This window comes from Seongchinamella sediminis, from assembly GCF_003457605.1.
Taxonomy (GTDB): Bacteria; Pseudomonadota; Gammaproteobacteria; order Pseudomonadales; family Halieaceae; genus Halioglobus; species Halioglobus sediminis.
The window spans coordinates 295,004-316,201 of record NZ_QRAN01000001.1 but is presented as its reverse complement, the minus strand read 5'-3'; the positions used below and the strand labels follow the sequence as shown (position 1 = coordinate 316,201).

Here is a 21,198-nt window from a genome sequence, read left to right as displayed (position 1 = left end):
TGATGCCAGACAATACCTGCCCGTACCAGTCACTCCCACTCTATTGTAAATAAGCCCTTTTTATCGTTTATATTCAATGGCTTATTTTCCCTCTATTTCGTAATACCATGGAAAATACCATGCTCGGAAAATCCTTCAAAATACTTGAAAAATATTGCCGATTGAACTCTGATTCACAGCGCCCTAGGCCACTTTCCGTGCCTTGACTTCCAGGTGTATCCCCTCCTGCTCCTGCAGGTAATGGATCACCGCAAACAGGTTACTCGCCTGGGGATTCCCTTTAGGCCCGAACATGCGCATGAGACTCTTGCTCGATTTGTCGAATACTTGGGAGAGCTCCTCAAATCCGATCGTCGCATTGATATAGTCACGCAGCACTGCCTTGCCGGTATCGACGTCACCGGCGAGCAGGCATTCGGCTCCTTCCTGCAGCAGAGCCTTACGGAAAGCAGGATCCCGTTGGGCGCGTGCCTGAATGGTGTCCTTAAAATCTTTTGTCAGAGCCATCGTTACACCTCTTGCCGTTTTCGGCGCTTATAATCGCGCCAGTGTCCTTTTGCGTCGGAAATATCCGCGTCCTGACGCTTCTTGGTACCGCCCGCTAGCAATATCACCAACCGATCCCCGTCCTTGCCGAAGTAGATTCGATAACCAGGACCAAAATCAATCCGGTACTCATAGACGCCAGCGCCAACCCCTTTCACATTCGAGAAATTTCCTTGCTCCATCCGATGGACTGCTGTCGTCACCTTGACCGCAGCGGTCACATTCAGACGATCAAACCATTTGCCATAAGGACTGCTTCCCTCAGCATCGAGGTATTCCCTAACCTCTGTCATATGACCCATATAGTATCATATATGTTACCTTCATCAATACCCGAACAACGATCCATTTTATGCCACGGGGGAATTGTCGTCCGCATAGTCTCGCACTCGCCCCTGCAAGGCATTACGAACAAACTGTCTCGCCGCGTTCTGCGCACCGGAATTGTCGTTCGCCCCGACGAGCTGCCGGATCCGCTCGGCGACGTCGTCAGCCTTATCCAATCGGTTTGCAGCGTCCATCGCCCGGTCATGAGCTTCTATCACATCGACGCAGGTCACTTCGTAACCCCACCCCTCAGTCAACCAGCGCAGTGCCGCCAGGGCCGAGCCGAGGGCAAACGCCGGTCCCGAGTTGAGATAATCCCTGGCCGCCCTGGTCAACGTTTTCGGATCACAGGGACCCTGGTTGGCCAGTTCCAGTGCCAGATCATATAGCTCGAGTTCCTTTGCGGTCGCGAACCACTTGCCCTCTTCCCCCGGTGTGGTCTTGATCAGATCCGCGAGAATGTCTTCCGGCGCCATCATGGGATAGCGTTTCGCCACGGCGCGAAACCGCGCAAGGTACGAATTACCCTGGGCAGCCCACAAACCATAGCGCCGATAGGCCTCATTATGAAGGCCCGAGGAGATCAGGATTTCTTCGCAGGTCTGATCAATGGCCGAATCCGGTTGATTCAGCCCTCTGGACGCCTCGGCGTATTTCAGGGCTTCTGATTTCTTGCCCATCGCCAGCAGTGCCTCGACCCCGTAGCGGCGGTAATGCCAGAAGGGGTTGCGGCCCAGCGCCAACAGATCGAGCAGTTCCTGGTAACGCCCCGCCACCAGTAGACAGGACAGACAGGCCGTTGTGCCGTGGAAATAGTTGCCAGGATTCGGGTCGGTCCAACATGAAATCAGTGTCGGCATCAATTCGTCCGCCCACTGATTGGCCGTTTCCACCGAACCGCATAAATATCCCCAGCGGTCACCCACAAGCCCAAGATAGTCGACACCGTCATCCTCCATGGCCTGCCATAAGCGTTCGAGCCATTTGTTACGAGTTTTGGCATCGGCCTTGGCTTTGACAATGAGGGGAATCAGGTCATCAAGCGTTTTGTTTACCGCGGAACCCAGGGCACCACTGGAACTGTCCACATGCTCCAACGCGGGCCAGAGCTTTTCGATCAGGCGAACAGCACCTTCTGCAGCTATGTCAGGTTCTTTCTTCGCCACCTTTTTGATTTCGGAAACGGCTTCACGTAAACGCTGGCAAGCTAATCTTGAAGATTTCCAGCCATAAGCGCCTGAACGGAAGCGTGCGGGGAATATCCATTTGTGTGTTTTCTGGTTGCTCACACAAAAGTCCTCAGGCGGAATGCCTGCTGTTGCCAGTCATTGCCTGTCAGTGCCGGTCACTCCCACTCAATCGTCGCCGGCGGTTTTGAGCTGACATCGTAGGTGACCCGGGACACGCCGCTGATCTCGTTGATAATGCGGTTGGATACCAGTTCCAGTAACTCGTAGGGCAGGTGGGCCCAACGGGCGGTCATGAAGTCCACGGTTTCCACCGCCCGCAGGGCGATGACGTACTCGTAGCGACGGGCATCGCCCACCACCCCCACCGACTTCACCGGCAGGAACACGGCGAAGGCCTGGCTGGTTTTTTCGTACCAGCCGGCCCGGCGCAGCTCCTCGATGAATATGGCGTCAGCCTCGCGCAGCAGGTCGGCGTATTCTTTTTTTACCTCGCCGAGTATGCGCACCCCCAGGCCGGGCCCGGGGAAGGGGTGGCGGTACACCATGTCGTAGGGCAGGCCCAGTTCCAGGCCGATCTTGCGCACCTCGTCCTTGAACAGTTCGCGCAGGGGCTCTACCAGCTCCAGCGCCATGTCATCGGGCAGTCCGCCCACGTTGTGGTGTGACTTGATCACATGGGCCTTGCCGGTCTTGGCGCCGGCGGATTCAATGACGTCAGGATAAATCGTGCCCTGGGCCAGCCATTTCACATCCTCGAGTCTGGTCGCCTCGGCGTCGAACACCTCGATAAAGGTGTTGCCGATGATCTTGCGCTTGGCCTCCGGGTCCGCCTCGCCGGCCAGCTTGCCCAGGAACAGGTCCTCGGCATCGGCGCGAAGGACCTTCACTCCCATATTGAGGGCAAACATCTCCATCACCGCATCGCCCTCGTGCAGCCGCAACAGCCCATTGTCGACAAAAACGCAGGTCAGCTGGTCACCGATGGCCCGGTGCAGCAGGGCGGCCACCACCGAGGAATCGACGCCGCCGGAAAGCCCCAGCAGTACCTTGTCCTCGCCCACGGTGGCCTGCACCCGCTCGATCGCATCCTCGACGATATTGGCCGGGGTCCACAGAGGGTCGCAGCCACACTGTTCCAGCACGAAATGTTCAAAAATACGCTTGCCCTGCAGGGTGTGGGTGACTTCGGGGTGGAACTGGATGCCGTAAAACGGCTTGTCCCGGTGGGCCATGCCGGCTATCGGGCAGCTCTCGGTCTCGGCGATGAGTTCAAATTCGCCGGGCAGCTCCACCACCTTGTCACCGTGGCTCATCCACACGTCCAGCAGGCCATTGCCCTGCTCGTCGATGTGGTCGCGGATGTCGTGCAGCAGGCCGCCATTGCCGACCTGGCGAATCTGGGCATAACCGAACTCGCTGACATTGGAACAGGCCACCTTGCCGCCAAACTGCTCGGCCATGGTCTGCATGCCGTAGCAGATACCGAGCACCGGCACGCCCAGTTCAAATACCAGCTGCGGCGCCCGCGGCGAGGCCGCCGTCGCCACCGATTCCGGCCCGCCGGAGAGAATGATGCCCTTCGGGTCGTAGTCGCGAATCTCCTCCTCACTCATATCGAACGCGCGAATCTCACTGTAAACCCCGACCTCACGCACCCGGCGGGCAATCAACTGGGTGTACTGGGAGCCGAAATCGAGAATGAGGATTTTCTGGGCGTGAATGTTTGCGCTCATGGTGGTTCCTGGTAGTCGCTGGATCCCCGCATGCGCGGGGATGACGCTTGATGGGTGGGCGACGCCGGTTCAGTCACACGACGCGCAGCCGGGGTATCTGTTAGCGCACCGGGTAGTTCGGTGCTTCCTTGGTAATCGATACGTCGTGGACGTGACTCTCGGACACCCCCGCGGCGGTGACCCGCACAAACTGGGGCCGGGTGCGCATGGTGTCCATGTCGACACTGCCGGTATAACCCATGGCGGAACGCACGCCCCCCATCAACTGGTGCACAATCGCGGTCACCGGGCCCTTGTAGGGAACCCGCCCCTCGATACCTTCCGGCACCAGCTTCTCCGCTCCCTTGCTGGAATCCTGGAAATAGCGGTCCGACGAGCCCTGGGTCTGGGACATGGCGCCCAGGGAGCCCATGCCCCGGTAGGCCTTGTAGGTCCGGCCCTGGTACAGCTCGACCTCGCCAGGGGCCTCCTCGGTACCGGCAAACATGCTGCCCATCATCACCGCGTGGGCGCCGGCGGCATAGGCCTTGGCGATATCGCCGGAAAACCGGATGCCGCCGTCGGCAATCAGCGGAATATCGCGCTCCGCCAGGGCCTGGGCGACATTGGCAATGGCGGTAATCTGCGGCACGCCAATGCCGGTAACGATTCGCGTGGTACAGATCGAGCCCGGGCCTATGCCCACCTTGACGGCGTCGGCGCCGGCGTCCGCCAGGGCCAGGGCGGCATCAGCGGTGGCGATGTTACCGCCGATGACCTGCATGGCCGGGTAGGCTTCCTTGATCATCCGCACCCGTTCGATAACGTTGCGGGAGTGGCCGTGGGCGGTGTCCACCACCAGCACGTCCACGCCGGCATGGATCAGCGCTGCCACGCGGTCATCCGTGTCCGGACTGGTGCCCACGGAGGCGCCAACGCGCAGCCGGCCCAGGGAATCCTTGCAGGCATCGGGAAAGCTCTCCGCCTTGTCGAAATCCTTGACGGTAATCATGCCGGCCAGGTCGAAATCGTCGTTGACCACCAGGATCTTCTCGATCCGGTGCCGGTGCAGCAGGCTCTGAACCTCGGTGGAGCTGGCCCCCTCTTTTACCGTCACCAGCTTGTCCCGCGGGGTCATGATGTCCGACACCAGCTTGCTGTGGTCCGACTCGAAGCGCAGGTCCCGGCGGGTGACGATGCCCACCAGGTCCTCACCGTTCAACACCGGCACGCCCGAGATACCGTGATAGGAGGTCAGCTCGATCAGCTCGGCAATGGTGGCCGACTGCTGGATGGTAATGGGATCCTTGACCACCCCGCTCTCGAACTTCTTGACCTTGCGCACCTGCTCCGCCTGCTCGGCGATGGTCATGCTCTTGTGGATGATGCCGATGCCGCCTTCCTGGGCCATGGCAATGGCCAGGCGGGATTCGGTCACCGTGTCCATGGCGGCGGAGACCAGGGGAATGTTGAGCTCGATCTCGCGGGTCAGCCGGGACTTCAGGGAGACGTCGGTGGCCACCACTTCCGAGTAACCGGGCAGCAGTAGTACGTCGTCGAAGGTCAGGGCTTCCTGGGCGATTCGCAGCATTGAGGAGTCTCCGGCTGGCGGGTTTGAGTTAAACGTGCAATTATAACTTTTTGCCACTCGCCCAGTAAACATAAGTTCACCTTTGTCAAACCCCTTCAGCGACCACAGCCAGCCCCAGGCACTGACCGTCAGCCAGCTCAACCGGCAGGCCCGGTCCCTGCTGGAAAGCCACTTCGATTTTGTCTGGGTCGAGGGGGAAATCAGCAATTTTGCCACCCCCTCCTCCGGGCACTGGTACTTTTCCCTCAAGGACGGTAACGCCCAGGTGCGCTGCGCCATGTTCCGCGGCCGCAACCAGCGCCTGCGCTTCACCCCGGCCAGTGGCGACCACGTGCGCCTGCGCTGCCGGGTGTCGCTGTACGAAGGCCGCGGGGAATTCCAGCTCATCGTGGAGCACATGGAACAGGCGGGAGCCGGGGCCCTGCAGGCGGCCTTCGAGCGGCTGAAGGCAAAACTGCTGGCCGAGGGGCTGTTCGACCCGGCGCGCAAACAAGCGCTGCCGACCTGTGTTTCCCACCTGGGCGTCATCACTTCCCCCACCGGCGCCGCCATTCACGACATTCTCACCGTGCTCAGGCGGCGCTGTCCCGCTATCGAGGTATCGATCCTGCCGGTGCCGGTGCAGGGCGAGGGCGCGGCGGAGAAAATTGCCGAGGCCATAGCGCGGGCCAATCGCTGGCAGGCCCAGGGCAGGATTGCCCTCGACGCCCTGATCGTGGGTCGCGGCGGCGGCTCGCTGGAGGACCTGTGGGCCTTCAACGAGGAGGTTGTGGCGCGGGCCATCGCCGCCAGCGAACTGCCCATTGTGTCGGCGGTGGGCCACGAGGTCGATTTCAGCATTGCCGACATGGCCGCCGACCAGCGCGCCGCCACACCCTCGGCGGCCGCCGAGATGCTCAGCCCGGACCAGCGCGAACAGCTGCAGCAGCTACAGAAACTGGAGGCGGACCTGGGCCGGCTGATGCGGCGCAAGCTGGCCGACGCCCGGACCCGGCTGGACCACCTGCGTGCCCGCCTCAAGCACCCGGGCGCCCAGCTGCGGGAGCAGTCCCAGCGCCTGGACGATCTGGAACAGCGCCTGGTGCTGGCGCAAACCAACCTGCTGGCGAAAAAGCGCGGCGAACTGGCCCTGCTGGAATCGCGGCTGGCCGCCCGCTCTCCGCTGCCGCGCATCCAGCGCCTGCGGGGCGAGTTGGCAGGCCTGCAGCAGCGCCTGGAATCGGCCATGCAGGGCAAATTGCAGGATTCGAAAAGCCGCCTTGCCCACCTGGCCGGGATGCTGGACTCTCTCAGCCCGCTGGCCACCCTGGCCCGCGGCTATGCCATTGTTAGCGATAAAGAGGGCAAGGTAATCACCGATGCCGCCACGGTGCAGGCGGGCAGTGAACTGGAGGCCCGGCTGGCCCGGGGCCGGCTGGCGCTCAGGGTCGAGGCCGCCACACTGGAAGACGACACCTGAGTCAGCGGTTCCAGCGGCAAAATCACCAGCAGCAGAACGAAAAAGCCCCGGTCATGGGACCAGGGCCGCGCTAAACCCCGGCCAGCTGCCGGGACCTGTTCACCCTGACCGGGCCGGCGCTAGTATTTTGCCGGCAGCCGGGTGTTGATGATGATGTGGCGCCCTTCAAAGCGGATATATTCGCCAATGGTGAGATCCTTGAGGATGCGGGCGACCATCTCCCTGGAGGCACCCACGCGGTCGGCAATATCCTGCTGGGTGAGCTTCTCGGGAATGTAGAGCGTGCCGTCGCCGCGCTCTTCGGACAGATCCATCAGCACATTGGCCACGCGACCGTACACATCCTGCAGGGCCAGGCTTTTGACATCGGCGGTCAGCTTGCGCACCCGTTGCGCCAGGTTCCTGACCAGCTTGCGGCCGATATTGGGGTGCTCGTCCAGGACGCGGTTGAAATCTTCCTTGTAGACGATACAGAAACTGGATTTCTCCACGGTGCGCACGGAGGCCGAACGGGTGGAGTCATCGAGCAGCGCCAGCTCACCGAAGTAGTCGCCGACGCCCTGGGTGTTCATGATGAACTCCTTGCCGTTCTTGTCGGAGCAGTAAACCTTTACCTTGCCGCTCTCGATGATGAACAGGGAATCGGCGGGGTCATTTTCGTGGATAACGACCGTATTCTTGGGGAATGAACGGCTGGTACTGCTGGCCGACAGCGCCTCCAGTTCTTCCTGAGAAAGGCCCTGGAATAATTCAACTTGCTGCAACATTGATGTACCTGATCCCCTTTCAGCTTTGTTCCCTGAAGCTATGTGGACAATAGTAACCCAAAGTTTCGTGAAAACGCACCTTGTGAGGGCAAAAATAGCCCCGGCTTTTTATTCCCCCTGAGCTCTTAAACGAACGAAATCCGATTTCCCACAATCCTGCTGTCCTCGTTATACTCATGCCTGGCAACTTTCCCGAGGAACCCGCTGTATCGTGACCACCGGCCCCCGCCAGAGCACCACCCTGTGGAGTGACCTGCTGTTGCGCGCAATGGCCGAGCTGCGAGAGCTGTACTACCCGCTGGAGGACAGGCTGGACGCCGGGGTCCGTGACGACTTCGCCCACCTGTTCGAGGGCTCGGCGCGGCTGGGGGACATGTTGCAGCAGGAATCGCCGGACCGGCACGACCTGATGAACGCGCTCTCGGCCATTCGCGGCTATGGTGAAATGCTGCGCGAGGACCTGGATGCCGGCCACACCGAGCTGGACGCCGCCCTCACCCGCCTGCTCAAGGCCACCCAGGCGGCCAATAGTGGCGACACGCCGGAACCCGCCAGCGAAGGCCAGCGCAACATCACTTCGGAGCCGGGCTTCATCCTGGCAGTGGACGACCTGCAGGAAAACCGCGAGCTGGTCGCCCGCTACCTGTCGCGCTCCGGCCATATCGTGGTTACCGCTGCCGGCGGCGAGGAGGCCCTGCGTACCCTCAACCAGGCCGACGTGGACGTGGTGCTGCTGGACCTGGTCATGCCGGACATGGACGGCAGGGAGGTATTGCGGCGGATCAAGGAGCACCCGGAGTGGCGCGCCACCCCGGTTATCGTCATCTCTGGCAGCCAGGACATGGACGGTATTATCGAGTGTATCGAGGCCGGCGCCGACGACTACCTGTTCAAGCCCTTCAACCCGGTACTGCTACAGGCCCGGATCAAGGCCGGCATCGAACGCAAACGCTGGCACGACCGCGAGGAGCTGTACCGCCAGCAGCTGGAACGCAATGAAAAGTTTATCCGCGCGACCTTTGGCCGCTACCTCTCGGATGAGATCGTCACCGATATCCTGGAGCGCCCCGAGGGCCTGGAACTGGGCGGTGACCTGCGCCGGGTCACTATCATGATGTCGGACATACGCGGCTTCACCACCCTCAGCGAGCAGCTCGCCCCGGCCCAGGTGGTCACCCTGATCAACCGCTACCTCGGCGCCATGACCGACATCATCATGGCCCACCAGGGCACCATCGACGAGTTTATCGGTGACGCCATTCTCGCCGTGTTCGGGGCGCCCATGCGGCGGGACGACGACGCCGACCGCGCCGTCCAGTGCGCGCTGGAGATGCAGGCCGCCATGGAGGAGATCAACCGGCTCAACCGGGAGGACGGCCTGCCGGAGATCAGCACCGGTATTGCCCTCAACACCGGTGATGTCATCGCCGGCAATATTGGCTCGGAGCGGCGCAGCAAGTATGGCTTCGTCGGCCACCCGATGAACGTCACCTCGCGCATAGAGGATGTCACCGCGGGCGGCGAAATCCTCATCGCCGCCAGCACCCTGGAGTCCCTCAAGGGGGAGTACTGCACCGGCGAGACCCGCGAGTTGAACGTCAAGGGCATCGATGAACTGGTGCAGGTTCACCAGCTCCTGGAGTGCGTCCAGTGAGCGTGAAAGTCCTGCTGGTGGAAGACAACGAACTCAACCGGGACATGCTCATCCGCAGGCTCTCCCGCGCCGGCCTGGAGGTCATTTCCGCCGGCGACGGGCAACAGGCACTGGAGCTGATGCGCCAGCAACAACCGGCCGTGGTGTTAATGGACATGAACCTGCCGGTCATGGACGGCTGGACGGCCTGCCGCCAGGCGCGCCAGGATGACAGCATCAGCAACATAGCGATTATTGCCCTGACCGCACACGCCTCCGACGCCGACCGGCTCGCTGCCCTGGCCGCGGGCTGCGACGACTATGCCACCAAGCCGGTCGATTTCCCGGGGCTGTTGATCAAAATCGAAAAACTCACTGGCCCGCGCTGAGGAAGCCCAACCGAGCATGAGCTTACGCCGCCGCCTGACCCTGTCCCTGGTGACCATCCTGATGCTGTTCGCCATCAACGTGGGCACGCACTTCTGGGGCAGTTACGCCCGGAATGAAAGCATGGAGGCCTACCGCAACTCGGTTACCGCCGCCCAGCTGTCCACCGATGTGGAGAGCCTGCTCAATGACCAGCGCCAGACCATCCTGGTGCTGGCAACCATCCGCGCCAATACCGGTGACCAGCTGGATGCCGAGGAACTGCGGCAGGCCGAAGCGCAGCTGGAGGGCATTCGCCAGCGGATCAGGGAGCTGGGCAAGCTGAGCCACGATGTGACCCGCCTGCACTATGACCGGCTGCAGGAAAGCAGTAACGCCCTGCTGGATGAGTGGGCCCGGTTCTACCGGAATTATAACGATCCGGAATTCAGTTCCGACGTGGATGACCCCGTGCCCTACATCCAGGCCAGCCAGCGACTCAAGGAACTGGAACAGCGCCAGGCCTTTATCGCCAACCAGCGGGCCAATATTATCGACCGCACCATCGCCCTCACCGACCGGATCACGGTAATCGGGTTCCTGGCCTCCATCTTCCTCACCGCCACCCTGGGCTTTTTCCTGGTCCGCTACACCAACCGCTCACTCAAGCACCTGAAACGGGGCACCGAGAGAATCGGCAGCGGCGACCTCAACTACCGCATCGATAACATCGACGACACCGGTGAACTGGGGGACCTGGCCAACGCCTTCAACGACATGTCGGAGAAGCTGCGCAACGCCATGTACGATGTCAGCAAGGCCAGGGATGCGGCGGACGAGGCCAGCGCCGCCAAAAGCATGTTCCTGGCCAATGTCTCTCACGAGCTGCGCACCCCGCTCAATGCCATTATTGGTTACTCGGAAATGCTGCACGACGAGCTCTCCGACGACAGCGAAGTGGACAAGGGCCAGTTCCAGCAGGACCTGGACAAGATCATCCGCTCCGGACGCCAGTTGCTCAACCTGATTAATGACATCCTCGACCTGTCCAAGATCGAGACCGGCAAGATGATCCTGCACTGCGAGACCTTCAAGCCGGGAGAATTGCTGGAGCAGGCCTGCGACGCCATCACCCCGCAGTTGCGCGACCGCAACAACACCCTGGAAAAATCCGGCTTCTCCGGCCTGCCGACGCTGTACAACGATGCTGCCAAGTTCCGCCAGGTGTTCACCAACCTGCTCAGTAACGCCTGCAAGTTCACCGACAACGGCAAACTGACGGTCGCCGCCAGGGAACGGGAGGACCACCCGGGCTGGGTGGAGATTGCGGTTGCGGATACCGGCATCGGCATGGATCAGGACCAGCAGAACCAGGTCTTTGAAGCCTTTGTCCAGGCAGATGCCTCCACCAGTGCCAACTACGGCGGTACCGGCCTGGGCCTGGCTATCTGTCGGGATTACTGTGAACTGATGGGCGGCAGTATCCGGGTCGAGAGCAGCCCCGGGGCTGGCTCTACCTTTACTGTGCTGCTGCCGGCTGACCCAGAGTTAGCTCTCGAAGGCGCTGGATAGCTTCCTCACGCTTTTTCAAATCTTCCTGCAGGGTCCTGTTGGCTTCTCTCAAGCTGGCGATCTCCCGGTCCATATCGCGAAAGTTCTCCAGCGACTGGCGCATCAGCAGGGTCTGTTCGTGCAGCTGCATTGACTGCCAGTCCTCTTTCACCAGCTCGCGGTAGCTCTTTCGCGCTTCCTCGGCATCGTGATAGGGGCTGTCGCCCAGGGATTTAATGAAGGCAATGGCGACAGCCGCCTCCCAGTCTGCCGCCGGTGATGACTCCAGGCGCCGGTAGCGGCTGAAGTACTCCATCGCCTCCTCGTGATCGCCCCTGGCCATGGCCACAAAGCCTTTTTCGAGGAAGGTGTAATCCACTTTCACCTCCTCTTCACAGGCGCAGCTGGTGCCATCGGGGAGGTTGAGAATGATTTCCGGCACCTCTTGTCCGGCGCTGTTGCTTTCACCGGCGGCAACCGTGTCCTGCGGGGGCTCAGGTTCGGTCGGGGTCTGGGCGCAGGCCTGCAGCACCAGCAGCAGGGACAGCAGGCCAGGTCGCAACAGGGAACATGGCAGCAAGGACGCTTCCTCTATCTCGGTGAAAACCAGAGTGTAGCCTATTCACCCTGCCCTTAGCACCCCGGAAACTGTTACTCAGGTCGCATATGCGGGAACAAAAGCACGTCGCGAATGGAGGCCGAGTCGGTCAGGAACATGACCAGGCGATCGATACCGATGCCCTCGCCGACCGTCGGCGGCAAGCCGTACTCCAGGGCGCGGATATAGTCGGCGTCATAGTGCATCGCCTCGTCATCACCGGCGTCCTTCTCCGCCACCTGGGCCAGGAAGCGCTCCGCCTGGTCCTCGGCGTCGTTGAGCTCGGAGAAGCCGTTGGCCAGCTCACGTCCGGCGATGAAAAACTCGAAGCGATCGGTGACGAAGGGATCCTCGTCATTGCGCCGCGACAGGGGCGAAACCTCGGTCGGGTAGTGGGTAATGAAGGTCGGCTGGTCCAGCCGGTGCTCCACGGTCTTCTCGAAAATCTCGACCTGGACCTTGCCCAGCCCCCAGCTGTCCTTGAGCTCGATGCCAAGGCCGCGCGCAATGTCCCGGGCCGCGCTGTCATCGCCCAGCTGTCCGGCACTGATATCCAGGTTGTGGTGCAGTATGGCGTCGAATACCGACCTCCGGGTGAATGGCCTGGAGAAGTCGTAGCTGTTGCCCTGGTATTCCACCGTGGTGCTGCCCAGCACCTCCAGGGTCAGCTGGCGCAACATGTCCTCGGTGAGATCCATGGCCTCCTCGAAGGCGGCGTAGGCCCAGTAGAACTCCAGCATGGTGAACTCGGGATTGTGGCGGGTCGACAGGCCCTCGTTGCGGAAACTGCGGTTGATCTCGAATACCCGCTCGAAGCCGCCCACGGTCAGCCGCTTCAGGTACAGCTCCGGGGCGATACGCAGGTACATGTCCTGGTCAAGGGCATTGTGATGGGTAACAAAGGGTTTGGCAGTGGCGCCGCCGGGAATCACCTGCATCATCGGCGTCTCCACTTCCATGAAGCCGCGCTCCATCATGAAATCGCGGATAAAGGCGATAATCCGCGAGCGGGTGCGGAACACCGCACGGGACTCCCCGTTGACGATCAGGTCGACATAGCGCTGGCGATAGCGCATTTCCTGGTCGGCGAGGCCGTGGTACTTGTCAGGCAGCGGCCGCAGGGCCTTGGTCAACAGCCGCGCTTCTTCCATATTGATGTACAGGTCGCCCTTGCCCGACTTGTGCAGCGGGCCGCTGGCGCCGACGATGTCGCCCAGGTCCCAGCTCTTGATCTCGGCCAGGGTGTCCTCATCCAGCCCCTTGCGGTTGACATAGAGCTGGATCTGGTCGGAACCATCCTGGATCAGCAGGAACGCGCCGCGGTTGCGGATCAGGCGGCCGGCCACGGAAAAATGCCGGTCCGCGGCCTCCAGCTCTTCCTTGCTGCTCTGTCCGTACTCGCGCTGCAACTCCCCCGCCTCGGCGCTACGGCGAAAATCGTTGGGGAAGGCGTTGCGCTGCTCGCGGATGGCCGCCAGCTTGGCGCGCCGCTCGGCAATCAGCTTGTTCTCGTCCTGGGCTTCCGGGGACTGGTCCTGTTCACTCATTGTTCGCTTCTCTGCTGTTCACTGTCAGGGGCTCACAGGCCGCTCTTCAGCGAGGCCTCGATAAACTGGTCAATGCTGCCGTCCAGCACTGCCTGGGTGTTGCTGGTCTCCACGCCGGTGCGCAGGTCCTTGACCCGGGAATCGTCCAGCACGTAGGAGCGGATCTGGCTGCCCCAGCCGATGTCGGACTTGCTGTCCTCGGTGGCCTGGGCCGCTTCCTGTCGCTTCATCATTTCCTGCTCGTAGAGCTTGGCGCGCAGCATTTTCCAGGCTTTGTCCCGGTTCTGGTGCTGGGAGCGTTCGCTCTGGCATTGCACCACGATACCGCTGGGCTCGTGGGTCAGGCGCACCGCGGAGTCGGTCTTGTTGACGTGCTGGCCGCCGGCCCCGGAGGCGCGGTAGGTGTCGGTGCGCACGTCCGAGGGGTCGACCTCGATGTCGATGTTGTCGTCGATCTCGGGCGACACGAACACCGCGGTAAAGGACGTGTGGCGGCGGTTGCCGGAATCGAAGGGCGACTTGCGCACCAGCCGGTGCACGCCTATCTCGGTGCGCAGCCAGCCAAAGGCGTATTCGCCCTCGACAAAAATCGTCGCGCTCTTGATGCCGGCGACATCGCCGGCGCTGCATTCCACCAGTTCCGCCTTAAAGCCCTTGGCGTCGGCCCAGCGCAGGTACATGCGCAGCAGCATTTCCGCCCAGTCCTGGGCCTCGGTGCCGCCGGAGCCGGCCTGGATATCGAGAAAGGCGTTGTTGGCGTCCATTTCGCCGTCGAACATGCGGCGGAATTCCAGCCGCTCCAGCTGGGCGACCAGGACATCGATATCGCCGCTGACCTCGGCCACCGTGTCCTCGTCATCCTCGGCGGCGGCCATTTCCAGCAGGTCACCGGCGTCGGCGGCGCCGCTGTCGAGCTTTTCGATGGTGTGCACCACGGTTTCCAGCGCGGCGCGCTCGCGACCCAGTTCCTGGGCCCGGGCGGGGTCTTCCCACACGCTGGGCTCCGCCAGCTCCAGCTCTACTTCTGCCAGGCGTTCCTTGCGATTAGCGAAGTCAAAGATACCCCCTGAGCACGTCGGTGCGCGCCTCGATGTCTTTCAGGGTTTGTATCAGGGGGTTGATCTCAAGCATGTTCCGGCCCGCAGTATCCAAAGGGCGCGCATTTTACCGTAGCGGGCGCCCCGGGCCTAGCCCGAATATTACCTGCTGCGCCGGCAGCCTGCGGCTACAGGTAGCTGCACCAGTCGCTCCAGCTGCCGGCGTACAGCGTCGCGTCCTCGCGACCCAGCAAGGCCAGGGAGAACAGGTTGACGCAGGCGGTTACCCCCGAGCCGCAGTAGACCACCAGCTGCGGGGCATCCAGGGTGCTGCCCCAGTGGGCGCGCTGGCCGGCCTCATCGAGGGCCCGCCCGGTGCCATCGGTCACCCCCTGCCAGGGATGATTTACCGCCCCGGGAATGTGGCCGGGAACCGGGTCGATCAGCTCCTCCAGACCCTGGTAGCGGCGCGGTTCCCGCGAATCCACCAGCAGCGCCCCCGCCGCCTGTAACTGTGCCAGCTCGCGGATATCACAATGGCCGTTGAGCCCGGCGCCGGCGTCGGTGCGGACATCGATGCTGGCAAGGGGCCGGCCAGCGCCCCGCTCCACCTCGCCGCCGGCGTCCAGCCAGGCGCCATAGCCGCCGTTCAGCAGGCTCGGCTGGCGATAACCCAGGCTGCGCATCAGCCACCACAGGCGCGCGGCAAAGCCAAACCGGGAATCGTCATAGGCGACCACCCGGGTCTCGCTGCCGATACCGCAGCTAGCCAGGGTGCGCACCAGAGTCGCCGCCTCCGGCAGCGGATGGCGCCCTCCGTGCTGTCGCACCGGCGAGGACAGGTCCCGGTTGAGGTCCAGGTAGCAGGCACCGGGTATGTGGCCGGCCTCGAAGCTGGCCCGGCCGGCCGCCGGGTCCTGGAGGGAAAAGCGGCAGTCGACCACCACCACATCGGCGGCGTCCCGCAGGGCGTCGGCCTCAATCAGTAATCGTTCACGTGGCATGGCTGCTCCGCCTGGACACAATGCCTACGATAGTAGGCGAGTATCGGGTTTTTCACTACACTCAAATCCCTGACAGGAGAAAAGCACGGTGGTCACCAGCAGCCACGACCGCGAAGCCGGGACATTGATGATTGTTGCCCGCCCCAACCACTCGTCCAGCTGGCGGGCCAACCTCTACGCCCTGATGGCCGTTGCCGTGCCCTCCCTCGGTGCTGCCATCGGCTTCAGCCTGCTCGGGGCCTGGCCGATTCTGCCGTTCGCCGGGCTGGAGCTGCTCGCTCTCGGCGGCGCCCTGTACTACGTCAACTGGAAGCTGCAGTACCGCCACGTGATCACCCTCAGCGACGACAGCGTGCAAATCGAGAAGGGGCACTACCACCCCAGGCAGTGCTGGCGCTTCGCCCGTCAGCACACCGGATTGAGCATCACCCCGGAAAGGCGTCCCGGAGACAGCCCGGTACTGACAATCCACGACAGCCGGGAAAGCGTGGGCATCGGCGAGTTCCTCGGCCCCGCCGAGGCCAGGGAGCTGATCGCCCTGCTGCGCCAGGAGCTGCGGGTTAACAGCACCAGCCCCCGGGAGGGCCGTGAGTTCTAGTCGCCGAGATCCTTGAAGTCGCCGTGGCGCCCGGCCCCGGCGGCAAAGCGCCGGGCCCCGGTCACGGTTTCCTGCGACGCAATTACAGCCATCCCCTGGCGGAACTCATTGTTCATGGCCGCCTCAAAATCCATGTCCCACTGCCGGTAGGCGCTGAGGCGATCCGAACGCAGGCAATTCTGGGGAAAAGCGCACAACTGCCGGGCCAGCTTCAGGGCGGCCGCCAGGGCCTCACCCTCCGCCACTACCCGGTTGGCCAGACCCATGGCCAGCGCCTCCTGCGCCGCCACCGGGCGGCCGCTAAGAATCAGGTCCAGGGCCCGGCTGTGGCCTATGAGCCGGGGCAGCCGGACGGTGCCGCCATCAATCAGCGGTACCCCCCAGCGGCGACAGAATACCCCCAAAACCGCGGTTTCCTCCACTACCCGCAGGTCGCACCACAGGGCCAGCTCCAGGCCACCGGCCACGGCGTGACCGGACACCGCAGCAATGACCGGCTTGCCCAGCAGCATCCGCGAGGGCCCCATCGGGCCATCGCCTTGTTCCGACAGTGGATTCGACCCCGCCTGGGCGGCCAGGGCCTTCAGGTCCGCGCCGGCGCAAAAGGTGCCGTTGGCGCCATGAAATACCGCGACATCACTGCCGTCGTCCTGATCAAAATCGGTGAACGCCTGCGCCAGCGCCCGGGCGGTGACGCCGTCCACCGCATTGCGTACTTCCGGCCTTTGCAGGGTGATCACGGTAACCCTGCCCTGTTGTTCGACACTCACGCTCATGGTGCATTCTCCGGCAAAAACACCAGTGTAGGCAGTCCCGCGCTGCGGTACAATGCGCCCCCGATCTTTCGAGGGCAGTTCCTGCCATGACCCAAACCGTAAAAAACAAGGTCGGTTTCATCAGCCTTGGCTGCCCGAAGGCGCTGGTGGACTCCGAACGCATCCTTACCCAGTTGAAACTGGACGGCTATGACATCGTTCCCAGCTATGAGGACGCCGAAGTCGTGGTGGTCAACACCTGCGGGTTCATCGACAGCGCCAAACAGGAATCGCTGGACGCCATTGGCGAGGCCATCAGCGAGAACGGTCGGGTGATTGTCACCGGCTGCATGGGCAAGGGCGAGGACGCCAGTGCCATCCGCGAGCTGCACCCCAAGGTACTGGCGGTCAGCGGCCCTGCCGCCTACGAGGAGGTGGTGGGGGCGGTGCACCAGTACGTGCCGCCGGTGGTCAATCACGACCCCTATACCGACCTGGTGCCGCCCCAGGGCATCAAGCTCACCCCGCGCCACTACGCCTACCTGAAAATTTCCGAGGGCTGTAACCATCGCTGCAGCTTCTGCATCATCCCCGACATGCGCGGGGACCTGGTGAGCAGGCCCATTGGCGATGTCATGGAAGAGGCCGAGCGCCTGGTGCGCGCCGGGGTGCGGGAACTGCTGGTGATCTCCCAGGACACCAGCGCCTACGGCGTCGACACCAGATTCCGCACCGGCTTCTGGAACGGGCGCCCGCTGAAGACCCACATGCAACAGCTGTGCGAGGCCCTGGCAGAATTCGGAGTGTGGGTGCGGCTGCATTACGTCTACCCCTACCCCCATGTGGACAAGGTCATACCGCTCATGGCCGAGGGCAGAATCCTGCCCTACCTGGATGTCCCTTTCCAGCACGGCAGCCCCGACGTCCTCAGGCGGATGAAGCGCCCGGCAGCGGCGGAAAAGTCCCTGGAGCGGATCCAGGCCTGGCGCGCGATCTGCCCGGACCTCACCCTGCGCAGTACCTTTATCGTTGGCTTCCCCGGCGAGACCGATGCCGATTTCGAGGTGCTGCTGGACTTCCTCCGCGAGGCCCGGCTGGACCGGGTGGGCTGTTTCCAGTATTCCCCGGTCAAGGGCGCCAGGGCCAATGACCTGCCCAACCACGTGCCGGAGCCCCTCAAGCAGGAGCGCTGGGAGCGCTTCATGGCCCTGCAGCAGGAGATCAGCAGCGCCAAACTGCAGCACAAAATTGGCCGCGAGATAGACATCCTCATCGACGAGGTCGACGCCGAGGGGGCAATAGGGCGCTCCAGCGCCGATGCGCCGGAAATTGACGGCAAGGTCTTCCTCGATGGCGCCACCCAATTGAATCCCGGCGACATGGTCAGGGCCACGGTGACAGGCGCCAACGAATACGACCTGTGGGCAGGTTGAACGCTTGAACCTGCTGCTGTTCAGCGACCGGGACCGCGGCGACAGCGGCCTGTTGCGCATTGCCGGCCCGCGGCTGCAGCACCTGTTGCAGGTACACGGCAAGGCAGCCGGCGAATCGCTGCGGGTCGGTGAGATAAACGGCATGACCGGCAGTGCCACGATCGTCAGCATCGACAGGCAGGCGGCAGTGCTGGACCCGGTACTGACCACCCCTCCCCCGGACAAACTCCCGCTGACCCTGGTGGTTGCCCTGCCCCGGCCGAAAATGTTGCGCCGCATACTGCGCACGGTGGCGGAGCTGGGCGTGGCCGAGCTGCACCTGGTCAATACCTACCGGGTCGAGAAAAGCTTCTGGCAGACCCCGGTGCTGGCGGCAGCGACCATCCGCCACTACCTGCTCGAGGGCCTGGAGCAGTCGCGGGACACGGTGCTGCCCCCGGTCCACTGCCACCGCCGGTTCAAACCCTTCGTCGAGGACATGTTGCCCGGGCTGGCGGAGGGGCGCAAGGCCCTGCTGGCGCATCCCGGCGACCATCCACCCTGCCCGCGCGGTATTTCCGGCCCGGCGCTGCTGGCTATCGGGCCGGAGGGGGGCTTCATCCCCTACGAGGTCGAGAAACTGCAGGCCGCGGGTTGCGAGCCGGTGAGCCTGGGCCCCCGCATTCTCCGGGTGGAGACTGCGGTGACCGCACTGCTTGGGCGCCTGTTCTAGGGCAGCCGCAAGACGGGCTGAAAAGAACTATGTTGACGGGAATCAACAACCCGGAGCGCGAGACAGGCTAGGCTTCACAGTGGAATAAGCGATCAAACCGCCAGGTAACCAGCCATGTTAAGCGTTGCAGAGATCATGACCGTCGAGCCCTACACCCTGACACCGGACGACAGCCTCGCCCAGGCCAGGAAACTGATGGCCGATCATCACATCCGGCACATACCCATTGTCAGCGGCAATGGCATTCTGGTGGGGGTGGTATCACAGCGGGACGTGCTGGCCGCCGCTGATTCCAGCGTGCTGCCAAACCAGTCGGGCAGGGAACAGGAAGAGCGCTACATCGCCCTCTCCAGTGTCATGACCTCTCCTGTCCAGACCGTGGACGAACACGCCAGCCTGCGAGGCACGGCCATGCATTTGCAGCAGCAGCGACTGGGCTGCCTGCCAGTAACAAGAGACGACCAGCTGGTCGGCATTGTTACTGACTCCGACTTCGTTGCCGTCGCCATCAACCTGATGGAACAGCTGGAGCAGGTCGAGCCGGTGGCGGAGGATTTCGACGATGGCTACTAGGGCCCGTTCGCACTAAGGGAACGCGCCCTGCGCCGGCTTCAAGCGCGCTGGCGGGCCACGCCGATCGGGCAGCTGACACCGGTGCCACCCAGGCCGCAGTAACCACCCGGGTTTTTGGCCAGGTATTGCTGGTGGTACTCCTCGGCATAGTAGAATGCCGGAGCCGGCAGAATTTCCGTGGTGATTGCACCGTAGCCGGCCTCGCGCAGCACCGGCTGAAATGCCGCCAGTGAAGCCCGCGCCTGTTCCGCCTGCTCATCGCCAAAGGTGTAGATTCCCGAGCGGTACTGAGTGCCAAGGTCATTCCCCTGGCGCATCCCCTGGGTGGGATCGTGGCCCTCCCAGAAGGTTTGCAGCAACTGCTGGTAACTCAGCTGCGCCGGGTCGAAAACCACCTGCACCACCTCGTTGTGCCCGGTCTTGCCGGTGCAGACCTCCTGGTAGGTCGGGTTGGGTGTCAGGCCGGCGGCATAACCGGCAGCGGTGGAGTACACGCCGGGTAACTGCCAGAACATGCGCTCTACACCCCAGAAGCAGCCCATGCCAAACATTGCCAGGCGCATCGCTTCGGGCCAGGGGCCGCGCATGGGATTGCCGTTGACATAATGGGTGTCCGGCACCGGCAGCGGCTCTTCCCGCCCCGCAAGCGCGGTATCGGCACTGGGCATTGCGTGTTTTTTGCGTAATTCAAACAGGGACATGTCTCCTCCGCTCAGGATGCCTGGTTGCAATCTGTGTTCACCGGGTTAGAGTAGACACCCTTACCGGTGAAAAATTCAAGTAGCCGGCTCGCCGCAGAACCAGCCGTAATACCGGTGTCATATCCAGCGACTAGGCTGACAGCCAAACTCCCTGCCTTGTTTCGCAGCGGCAACAGCAACCAAGAGAGAACAATGACAATACAGCGCAATCAGTTTAACGCCCGGGAGCTCTGCAGCCGCAAGCTCTGGCAAATCGTCAACAGCGAAGCGCAGGCCAGCACGTCCCGCGATCAGTTGCAGCAGGCCCTTCAGGAACTGGCTACCCGCCGCCACTACCTGGCAGAATTATCCCGCCTGGGAAAACTCCACAACGCCTGAGGGCGGCGCCCGGCACGAACCTCCAGCTATGGCCCGAACCCCTTCCCGCCGTTCCACAGCAACGGAAATCGCAAGCTTCCTGAACAAAAGCAAGACCATTGCCACAGTTCGCCAGCAGCAGCCGAGGCTACTGTTTGCGATCGACGCGACCGCCAGCCGCCAGCCCACCTGGGACCGCGCCAGCCACCTGCAACAGGAGATGTTCCTCGCCACCCAGCAGGGTGAGACGCTCTGTGTCCAGCTGTGTTACTATCGCGGTTTCGCCGATTTCCACGCCGGCCCCTGGACCACGGACTCGCAGGCCCTGGCCAGCCAGATGGGCCGGGTCAGCTGCGAGGGCGGTCATACCCAGATTCAGCGTCTGCTGCGTCACGCTCTGGCCGAACACGGAAAAAACCGGATCCGGGCGCTGGTGTTCATCGGTGACGCCCTGGAGGAGAACCCGGACACCCTGTGCCAGCTCGCTGGCCAGTGCGGCCTGCTGCAGCTTCCCTTGTTCATTTTCCAGGAGGGCCAGCTGGCCGATGCCCGGGATTGCTTCACCCGCATGGCAAGGCTCAGCAAGGGGGCCTGGGCAAGCTTTGACAACAGCAGCCCCGGCACCCTGGCCTCGCTGCTGGGCGCGGTGGCAAGCTACGCCTCGGGCGGGGTCAAGGCACTTGAACGCCACCGGACCGAGGGTGCTAAACTGCTGCTCCAGCAACTGAAAGACTGAGAGCC

General features: G+C 62.8%; 22 protein-coding genes. 10 read left to right on the top strand and 12 right to left on the bottom strand.

From position 1 onward, the window contains the following. Positions 1 to 183: 183 nt before the first annotated feature. The 5 genes from DWB85_RS01315 to guaB all read right to left on the bottom strand — a co-directional run bounded on the left by DWB85_RS01315 (position 184) and on the right by guaB (position 5,366). Positions 184 to 507, bottom strand: a complete 324-nt coding sequence (locus tag DWB85_RS01315; protein ID WP_117952379.1) for a helix-turn-helix domain-containing transcriptional regulator — start codon at positions 505 to 507, stop codon at positions 184 to 186. Between the two features lie 2 nt (positions 508 to 509). Beyond that, positions 510 to 839 (bottom strand): type II toxin-antitoxin system RelE/ParE family toxin, encoded by a 330-nt coding sequence (locus tag DWB85_RS01310; protein WP_117952378.1) that lies wholly within the window; start codon positions 837 to 839, stop codon positions 510 to 512. Positions 840 to 896: 57 nt separating this feature from the next. Further along, a complete protein-coding gene (locus tag DWB85_RS01305; protein WP_117952377.1) occupies positions 897 to 2,162 on the bottom strand; it encodes a hypothetical protein in 1,266 nt (421 codons plus the stop codon). 56 nt (positions 2,163 to 2,218) lie between these two features. Beyond that, positions 2,219 to 3,796 carry a glutamine-hydrolyzing GMP synthase gene (gene guaA, locus DWB85_RS01300; RefSeq protein ID WP_117952376.1) on the bottom strand — a complete coding sequence of 526 codons (1,578 nt, stop codon included), beginning with the start codon at positions 3,794 to 3,796 and terminating at the stop codon, positions 2,219 to 2,221. Positions 3,797 to 3,896: 100 nt separating this feature from the next. Next, positions 3,897 to 5,366, bottom strand: coding sequence for an IMP dehydrogenase (gene guaB, locus DWB85_RS01295; RefSeq protein WP_117952375.1), 1,470 nt, complete (start codon positions 5,364 to 5,366; stop codon positions 3,897 to 3,899). An 82-nt stretch (positions 5,367 to 5,448) separates the two neighbouring features. Here guaB and xseA point away from each other — a divergent pair, with 82 nt between their 5' ends. Continuing rightward, entirely contained in the window at positions 5,449 to 6,825 is a 1,377-nt protein-coding gene (xseA, locus tag DWB85_RS01290; RefSeq protein WP_117952374.1) for an exodeoxyribonuclease VII large subunit, read from the top strand. 119 nt (positions 6,826 to 6,944) lie between these two features. Here xseA and DWB85_RS01285 read toward each other — a convergent pair whose 3' ends face one another. Further along, positions 6,945 to 7,592: a Crp/Fnr family transcriptional regulator gene (locus tag DWB85_RS01285; RefSeq protein WP_117952373.1), complete on the bottom strand. Its 648-nt coding sequence runs from the start codon at positions 7,590 to 7,592 to the stop codon at positions 6,945 to 6,947. Between the two features lie 211 nt (positions 7,593 to 7,803). Here DWB85_RS01285 and DWB85_RS01280 point away from each other — a divergent pair, with 211 nt between their 5' ends. Genes DWB85_RS01280 through DWB85_RS01270 form a run of 3 tightly spaced genes read left to right on the top strand, consistent with a single transcriptional unit; the run spans position 7,804 to position 11,163 of the window. Beyond that, on the top strand, positions 7,804 to 9,246 hold the full coding sequence (locus DWB85_RS01280; protein WP_117952372.1) for an adenylate/guanylate cyclase domain-containing protein: 1,443 nt from the start codon (positions 7,804 to 7,806) through the stop codon (positions 9,244 to 9,246). Continuing rightward, complete coding sequence (locus DWB85_RS01275; protein WP_117952371.1) at positions 9,243 to 9,614, top strand: response regulator; 372 nt, start codon at positions 9,243 to 9,245, stop codon at positions 9,612 to 9,614. The genes DWB85_RS01280 and DWB85_RS01275 overlap by 4 nt, the downstream gene beginning before the upstream one ends. Positions 9,615 to 9,630: 16 nt before the next feature. Beyond that, the gene (locus DWB85_RS01270) at positions 9,631 to 11,163 is read left to right on the top strand and encodes a sensor histidine kinase (RefSeq protein ID WP_117952370.1); all 1,533 of its coding nucleotides are present in this window, start codon (positions 9,631 to 9,633) and stop codon (positions 11,161 to 11,163) included. On the opposite strand, the gene DWB85_RS01265 is transcribed toward DWB85_RS01270, so the two are convergent. The 4 genes from DWB85_RS01265 to DWB85_RS01250 all read right to left on the bottom strand — a co-directional run bounded on the left by DWB85_RS01265 (position 11,111) and on the right by DWB85_RS01250 (position 15,328). Beyond that, complete coding sequence (locus DWB85_RS01265; RefSeq protein WP_133300538.1) at positions 11,111 to 11,722, bottom strand: hypothetical protein; 612 nt, start codon at positions 11,720 to 11,722, stop codon at positions 11,111 to 11,113. The two genes, DWB85_RS01270 and DWB85_RS01265, sit on opposite strands and share 53 nt — an antisense overlap. 71 nt (positions 11,723 to 11,793) lie before the next feature. Next, entirely contained in the window at positions 11,794 to 13,287 is a 1,494-nt protein-coding gene (gene lysS, locus DWB85_RS01260; protein ID WP_117952368.1) for a lysine--tRNA ligase, read from the bottom strand. A 32-nt stretch (positions 13,288 to 13,319) separates the two neighbouring features. After that, positions 13,320 to 14,418 (bottom strand): peptide chain release factor 2 gene (gene prfB / locus DWB85_RS01255; RefSeq protein WP_117952367.1). Its coding sequence is split into 2 segments (ribosomal slippage): positions 13,320 to 14,342 and positions 14,344 to 14,418, totalling 1,098 coding nucleotides; the frame shifts between segments, so codons are not numbered across the junction. A 94-nt stretch (positions 14,419 to 14,512) separates the two neighbouring features. Continuing rightward, positions 14,513 to 15,328 (bottom strand): sulfurtransferase, encoded by an 816-nt coding sequence (locus tag DWB85_RS01250; protein ID WP_117952366.1) that lies wholly within the window; start codon positions 15,326 to 15,328, stop codon positions 14,513 to 14,515. An 88-nt stretch (positions 15,329 to 15,416) separates the two neighbouring features. On the opposite strand from DWB85_RS01250, the gene DWB85_RS01245 reads away from it, so the two are divergent. Further along, on the top strand, positions 15,417 to 15,926 hold the full coding sequence (locus DWB85_RS01245; protein ID WP_117952365.1) for a DUF2244 domain-containing protein: 510 nt from the start codon (positions 15,417 to 15,419) through the stop codon (positions 15,924 to 15,926). Here DWB85_RS01245 and DWB85_RS01240 read toward each other — a convergent pair. After that, a complete protein-coding gene (locus DWB85_RS01240; RefSeq protein ID WP_117952364.1) occupies positions 15,923 to 16,702 on the bottom strand; it encodes a crotonase/enoyl-CoA hydratase family protein in 780 nt (259 codons plus the stop codon). The genes DWB85_RS01245 and DWB85_RS01240 overlap by 4 nt on opposite strands. An 86-nt stretch (positions 16,703 to 16,788) precedes the next feature. On the opposite strand from DWB85_RS01240, the gene rimO reads away from it, so the two are divergent. The 3 genes from rimO to DWB85_RS01225 all read left to right on the top strand — a co-directional run bounded on the left by rimO (position 16,789) and on the right by DWB85_RS01225 (position 19,399). Continuing rightward, positions 16,789 to 18,114, top strand: coding sequence for a 30S ribosomal protein S12 methylthiotransferase RimO (gene rimO / locus DWB85_RS01235; RefSeq protein ID WP_117952363.1), 1,326 nt, complete (start codon positions 16,789 to 16,791; stop codon positions 18,112 to 18,114). 4 nt (positions 18,115 to 18,118) lie between these two features. Continuing rightward, positions 18,119 to 18,826: a 16S rRNA (uracil(1498)-N(3))-methyltransferase gene (locus DWB85_RS01230; RefSeq protein ID WP_117952362.1), complete on the top strand. Its 708-nt coding sequence runs from the start codon at positions 18,119 to 18,121 to the stop codon at positions 18,824 to 18,826. Positions 18,827 to 18,940: 114 nt separating this feature from the next. Continuing rightward, complete coding sequence (locus tag DWB85_RS01225) at positions 18,941 to 19,399, top strand: CBS domain-containing protein (protein WP_117952361.1); 459 nt, start codon at positions 18,941 to 18,943, stop codon at positions 19,397 to 19,399. A gap of 38 nt (positions 19,400 to 19,437) precedes the next feature. Here the strand turns inward: DWB85_RS01225 and msrA are convergent, their stop codons facing one another. After that, entirely contained in the window at positions 19,438 to 20,100 is a 663-nt protein-coding gene (gene msrA / locus DWB85_RS01220) for a peptide-methionine (S)-S-oxide reductase MsrA (RefSeq protein ID WP_117952360.1), read from the bottom strand. Between the two features lie 192 nt (positions 20,101 to 20,292). Between msrA and DWB85_RS01215 the strand changes: the two genes are divergently transcribed. Further along, positions 20,293 to 20,478 (top strand): hypothetical protein, encoded by a 186-nt coding sequence (locus DWB85_RS01215; protein WP_117952359.1) that lies wholly within the window; start codon positions 20,293 to 20,295, stop codon positions 20,476 to 20,478. A gap of 28 nt (positions 20,479 to 20,506) precedes the next feature. Beyond that, positions 20,507 to 21,193, top strand: a complete 687-nt coding sequence (locus tag DWB85_RS01210) for a VWA domain-containing protein (RefSeq protein ID WP_117952358.1) — start codon at positions 20,507 to 20,509, stop codon at positions 21,191 to 21,193. Positions 21,194 to 21,198 lie beyond the last annotated feature (5 nt).

Excerpts from the sequence above, each read along its gene's own strand:
- DWB85_RS01210 (WP_117952358.1), top strand. The coding sequence starts at position 20,507 with ATGGCCCGAACCCCTTCCCGCCGTTCCACAGCAACGGAAATCGCAAGC.
- DWB85_RS01250 (WP_117952366.1), bottom strand. The coding sequence starts at position 15,328 with ATGCCACGTGAACGATTACTGATTGAGGCCGACGCCCTGCGGGACGCC.
- msrA (WP_117952360.1), bottom strand. The coding sequence starts at position 20,100 with ATGTCCCTGTTTGAATTACGCAAAAAACACGCAATGCCCAGTGCCGAT.
- lysS (WP_117952368.1), bottom strand. The coding sequence starts at position 13,287 with ATGAGTGAACAGGACCAGTCCCCGGAAGCCCAGGACGAGAACAAGCTG.
- rimO (WP_117952363.1), top strand. The coding sequence starts at position 16,789 with ATGACCCAAACCGTAAAAAACAAGGTCGGTTTCATCAGCCTTGGCTGC.
- guaA (WP_117952376.1), bottom strand. The coding sequence starts at position 3,796 with ATGAGCGCAAACATTCACGCCCAGAAAATCCTCATTCTCGATTTCGGC.
- guaB (WP_117952375.1), bottom strand. The coding sequence starts at position 5,366 with ATGCTGCGAATCGCCCAGGAAGCCCTGACCTTCGACGACGTACTACTG.
- DWB85_RS01240 (WP_117952364.1), bottom strand. The coding sequence starts at position 16,702 with ATGAGCGTGAGTGTCGAACAACAGGGCAGGGTTACCGTGATCACCCTG.
- DWB85_RS01215 (WP_117952359.1), top strand. The coding sequence starts at position 20,293 with ATGACAATACAGCGCAATCAGTTTAACGCCCGGGAGCTCTGCAGCCGC.
- DWB85_RS01270 (WP_117952370.1), top strand. The coding sequence starts at position 9,631 with ATGAGCTTACGCCGCCGCCTGACCCTGTCCCTGGTGACCATCCTGATG.
- DWB85_RS01315 (WP_117952379.1), bottom strand. The coding sequence starts at position 507 with ATGGCTCTGACAAAAGATTTTAAGGACACCATTCAGGCACGCGCCCAA.
- DWB85_RS01285 (WP_117952373.1), bottom strand. The coding sequence starts at position 7,592 with ATGTTGCAGCAAGTTGAATTATTCCAGGGCCTTTCTCAGGAAGAACTG.
- DWB85_RS01225 (WP_117952361.1), top strand. The coding sequence starts at position 18,941 with ATGTTAAGCGTTGCAGAGATCATGACCGTCGAGCCCTACACCCTGACA.
- DWB85_RS01310 (WP_117952378.1), bottom strand. The coding sequence starts at position 839 with ATGACAGAGGTTAGGGAATACCTCGATGCTGAGGGAAGCAGTCCTTAT.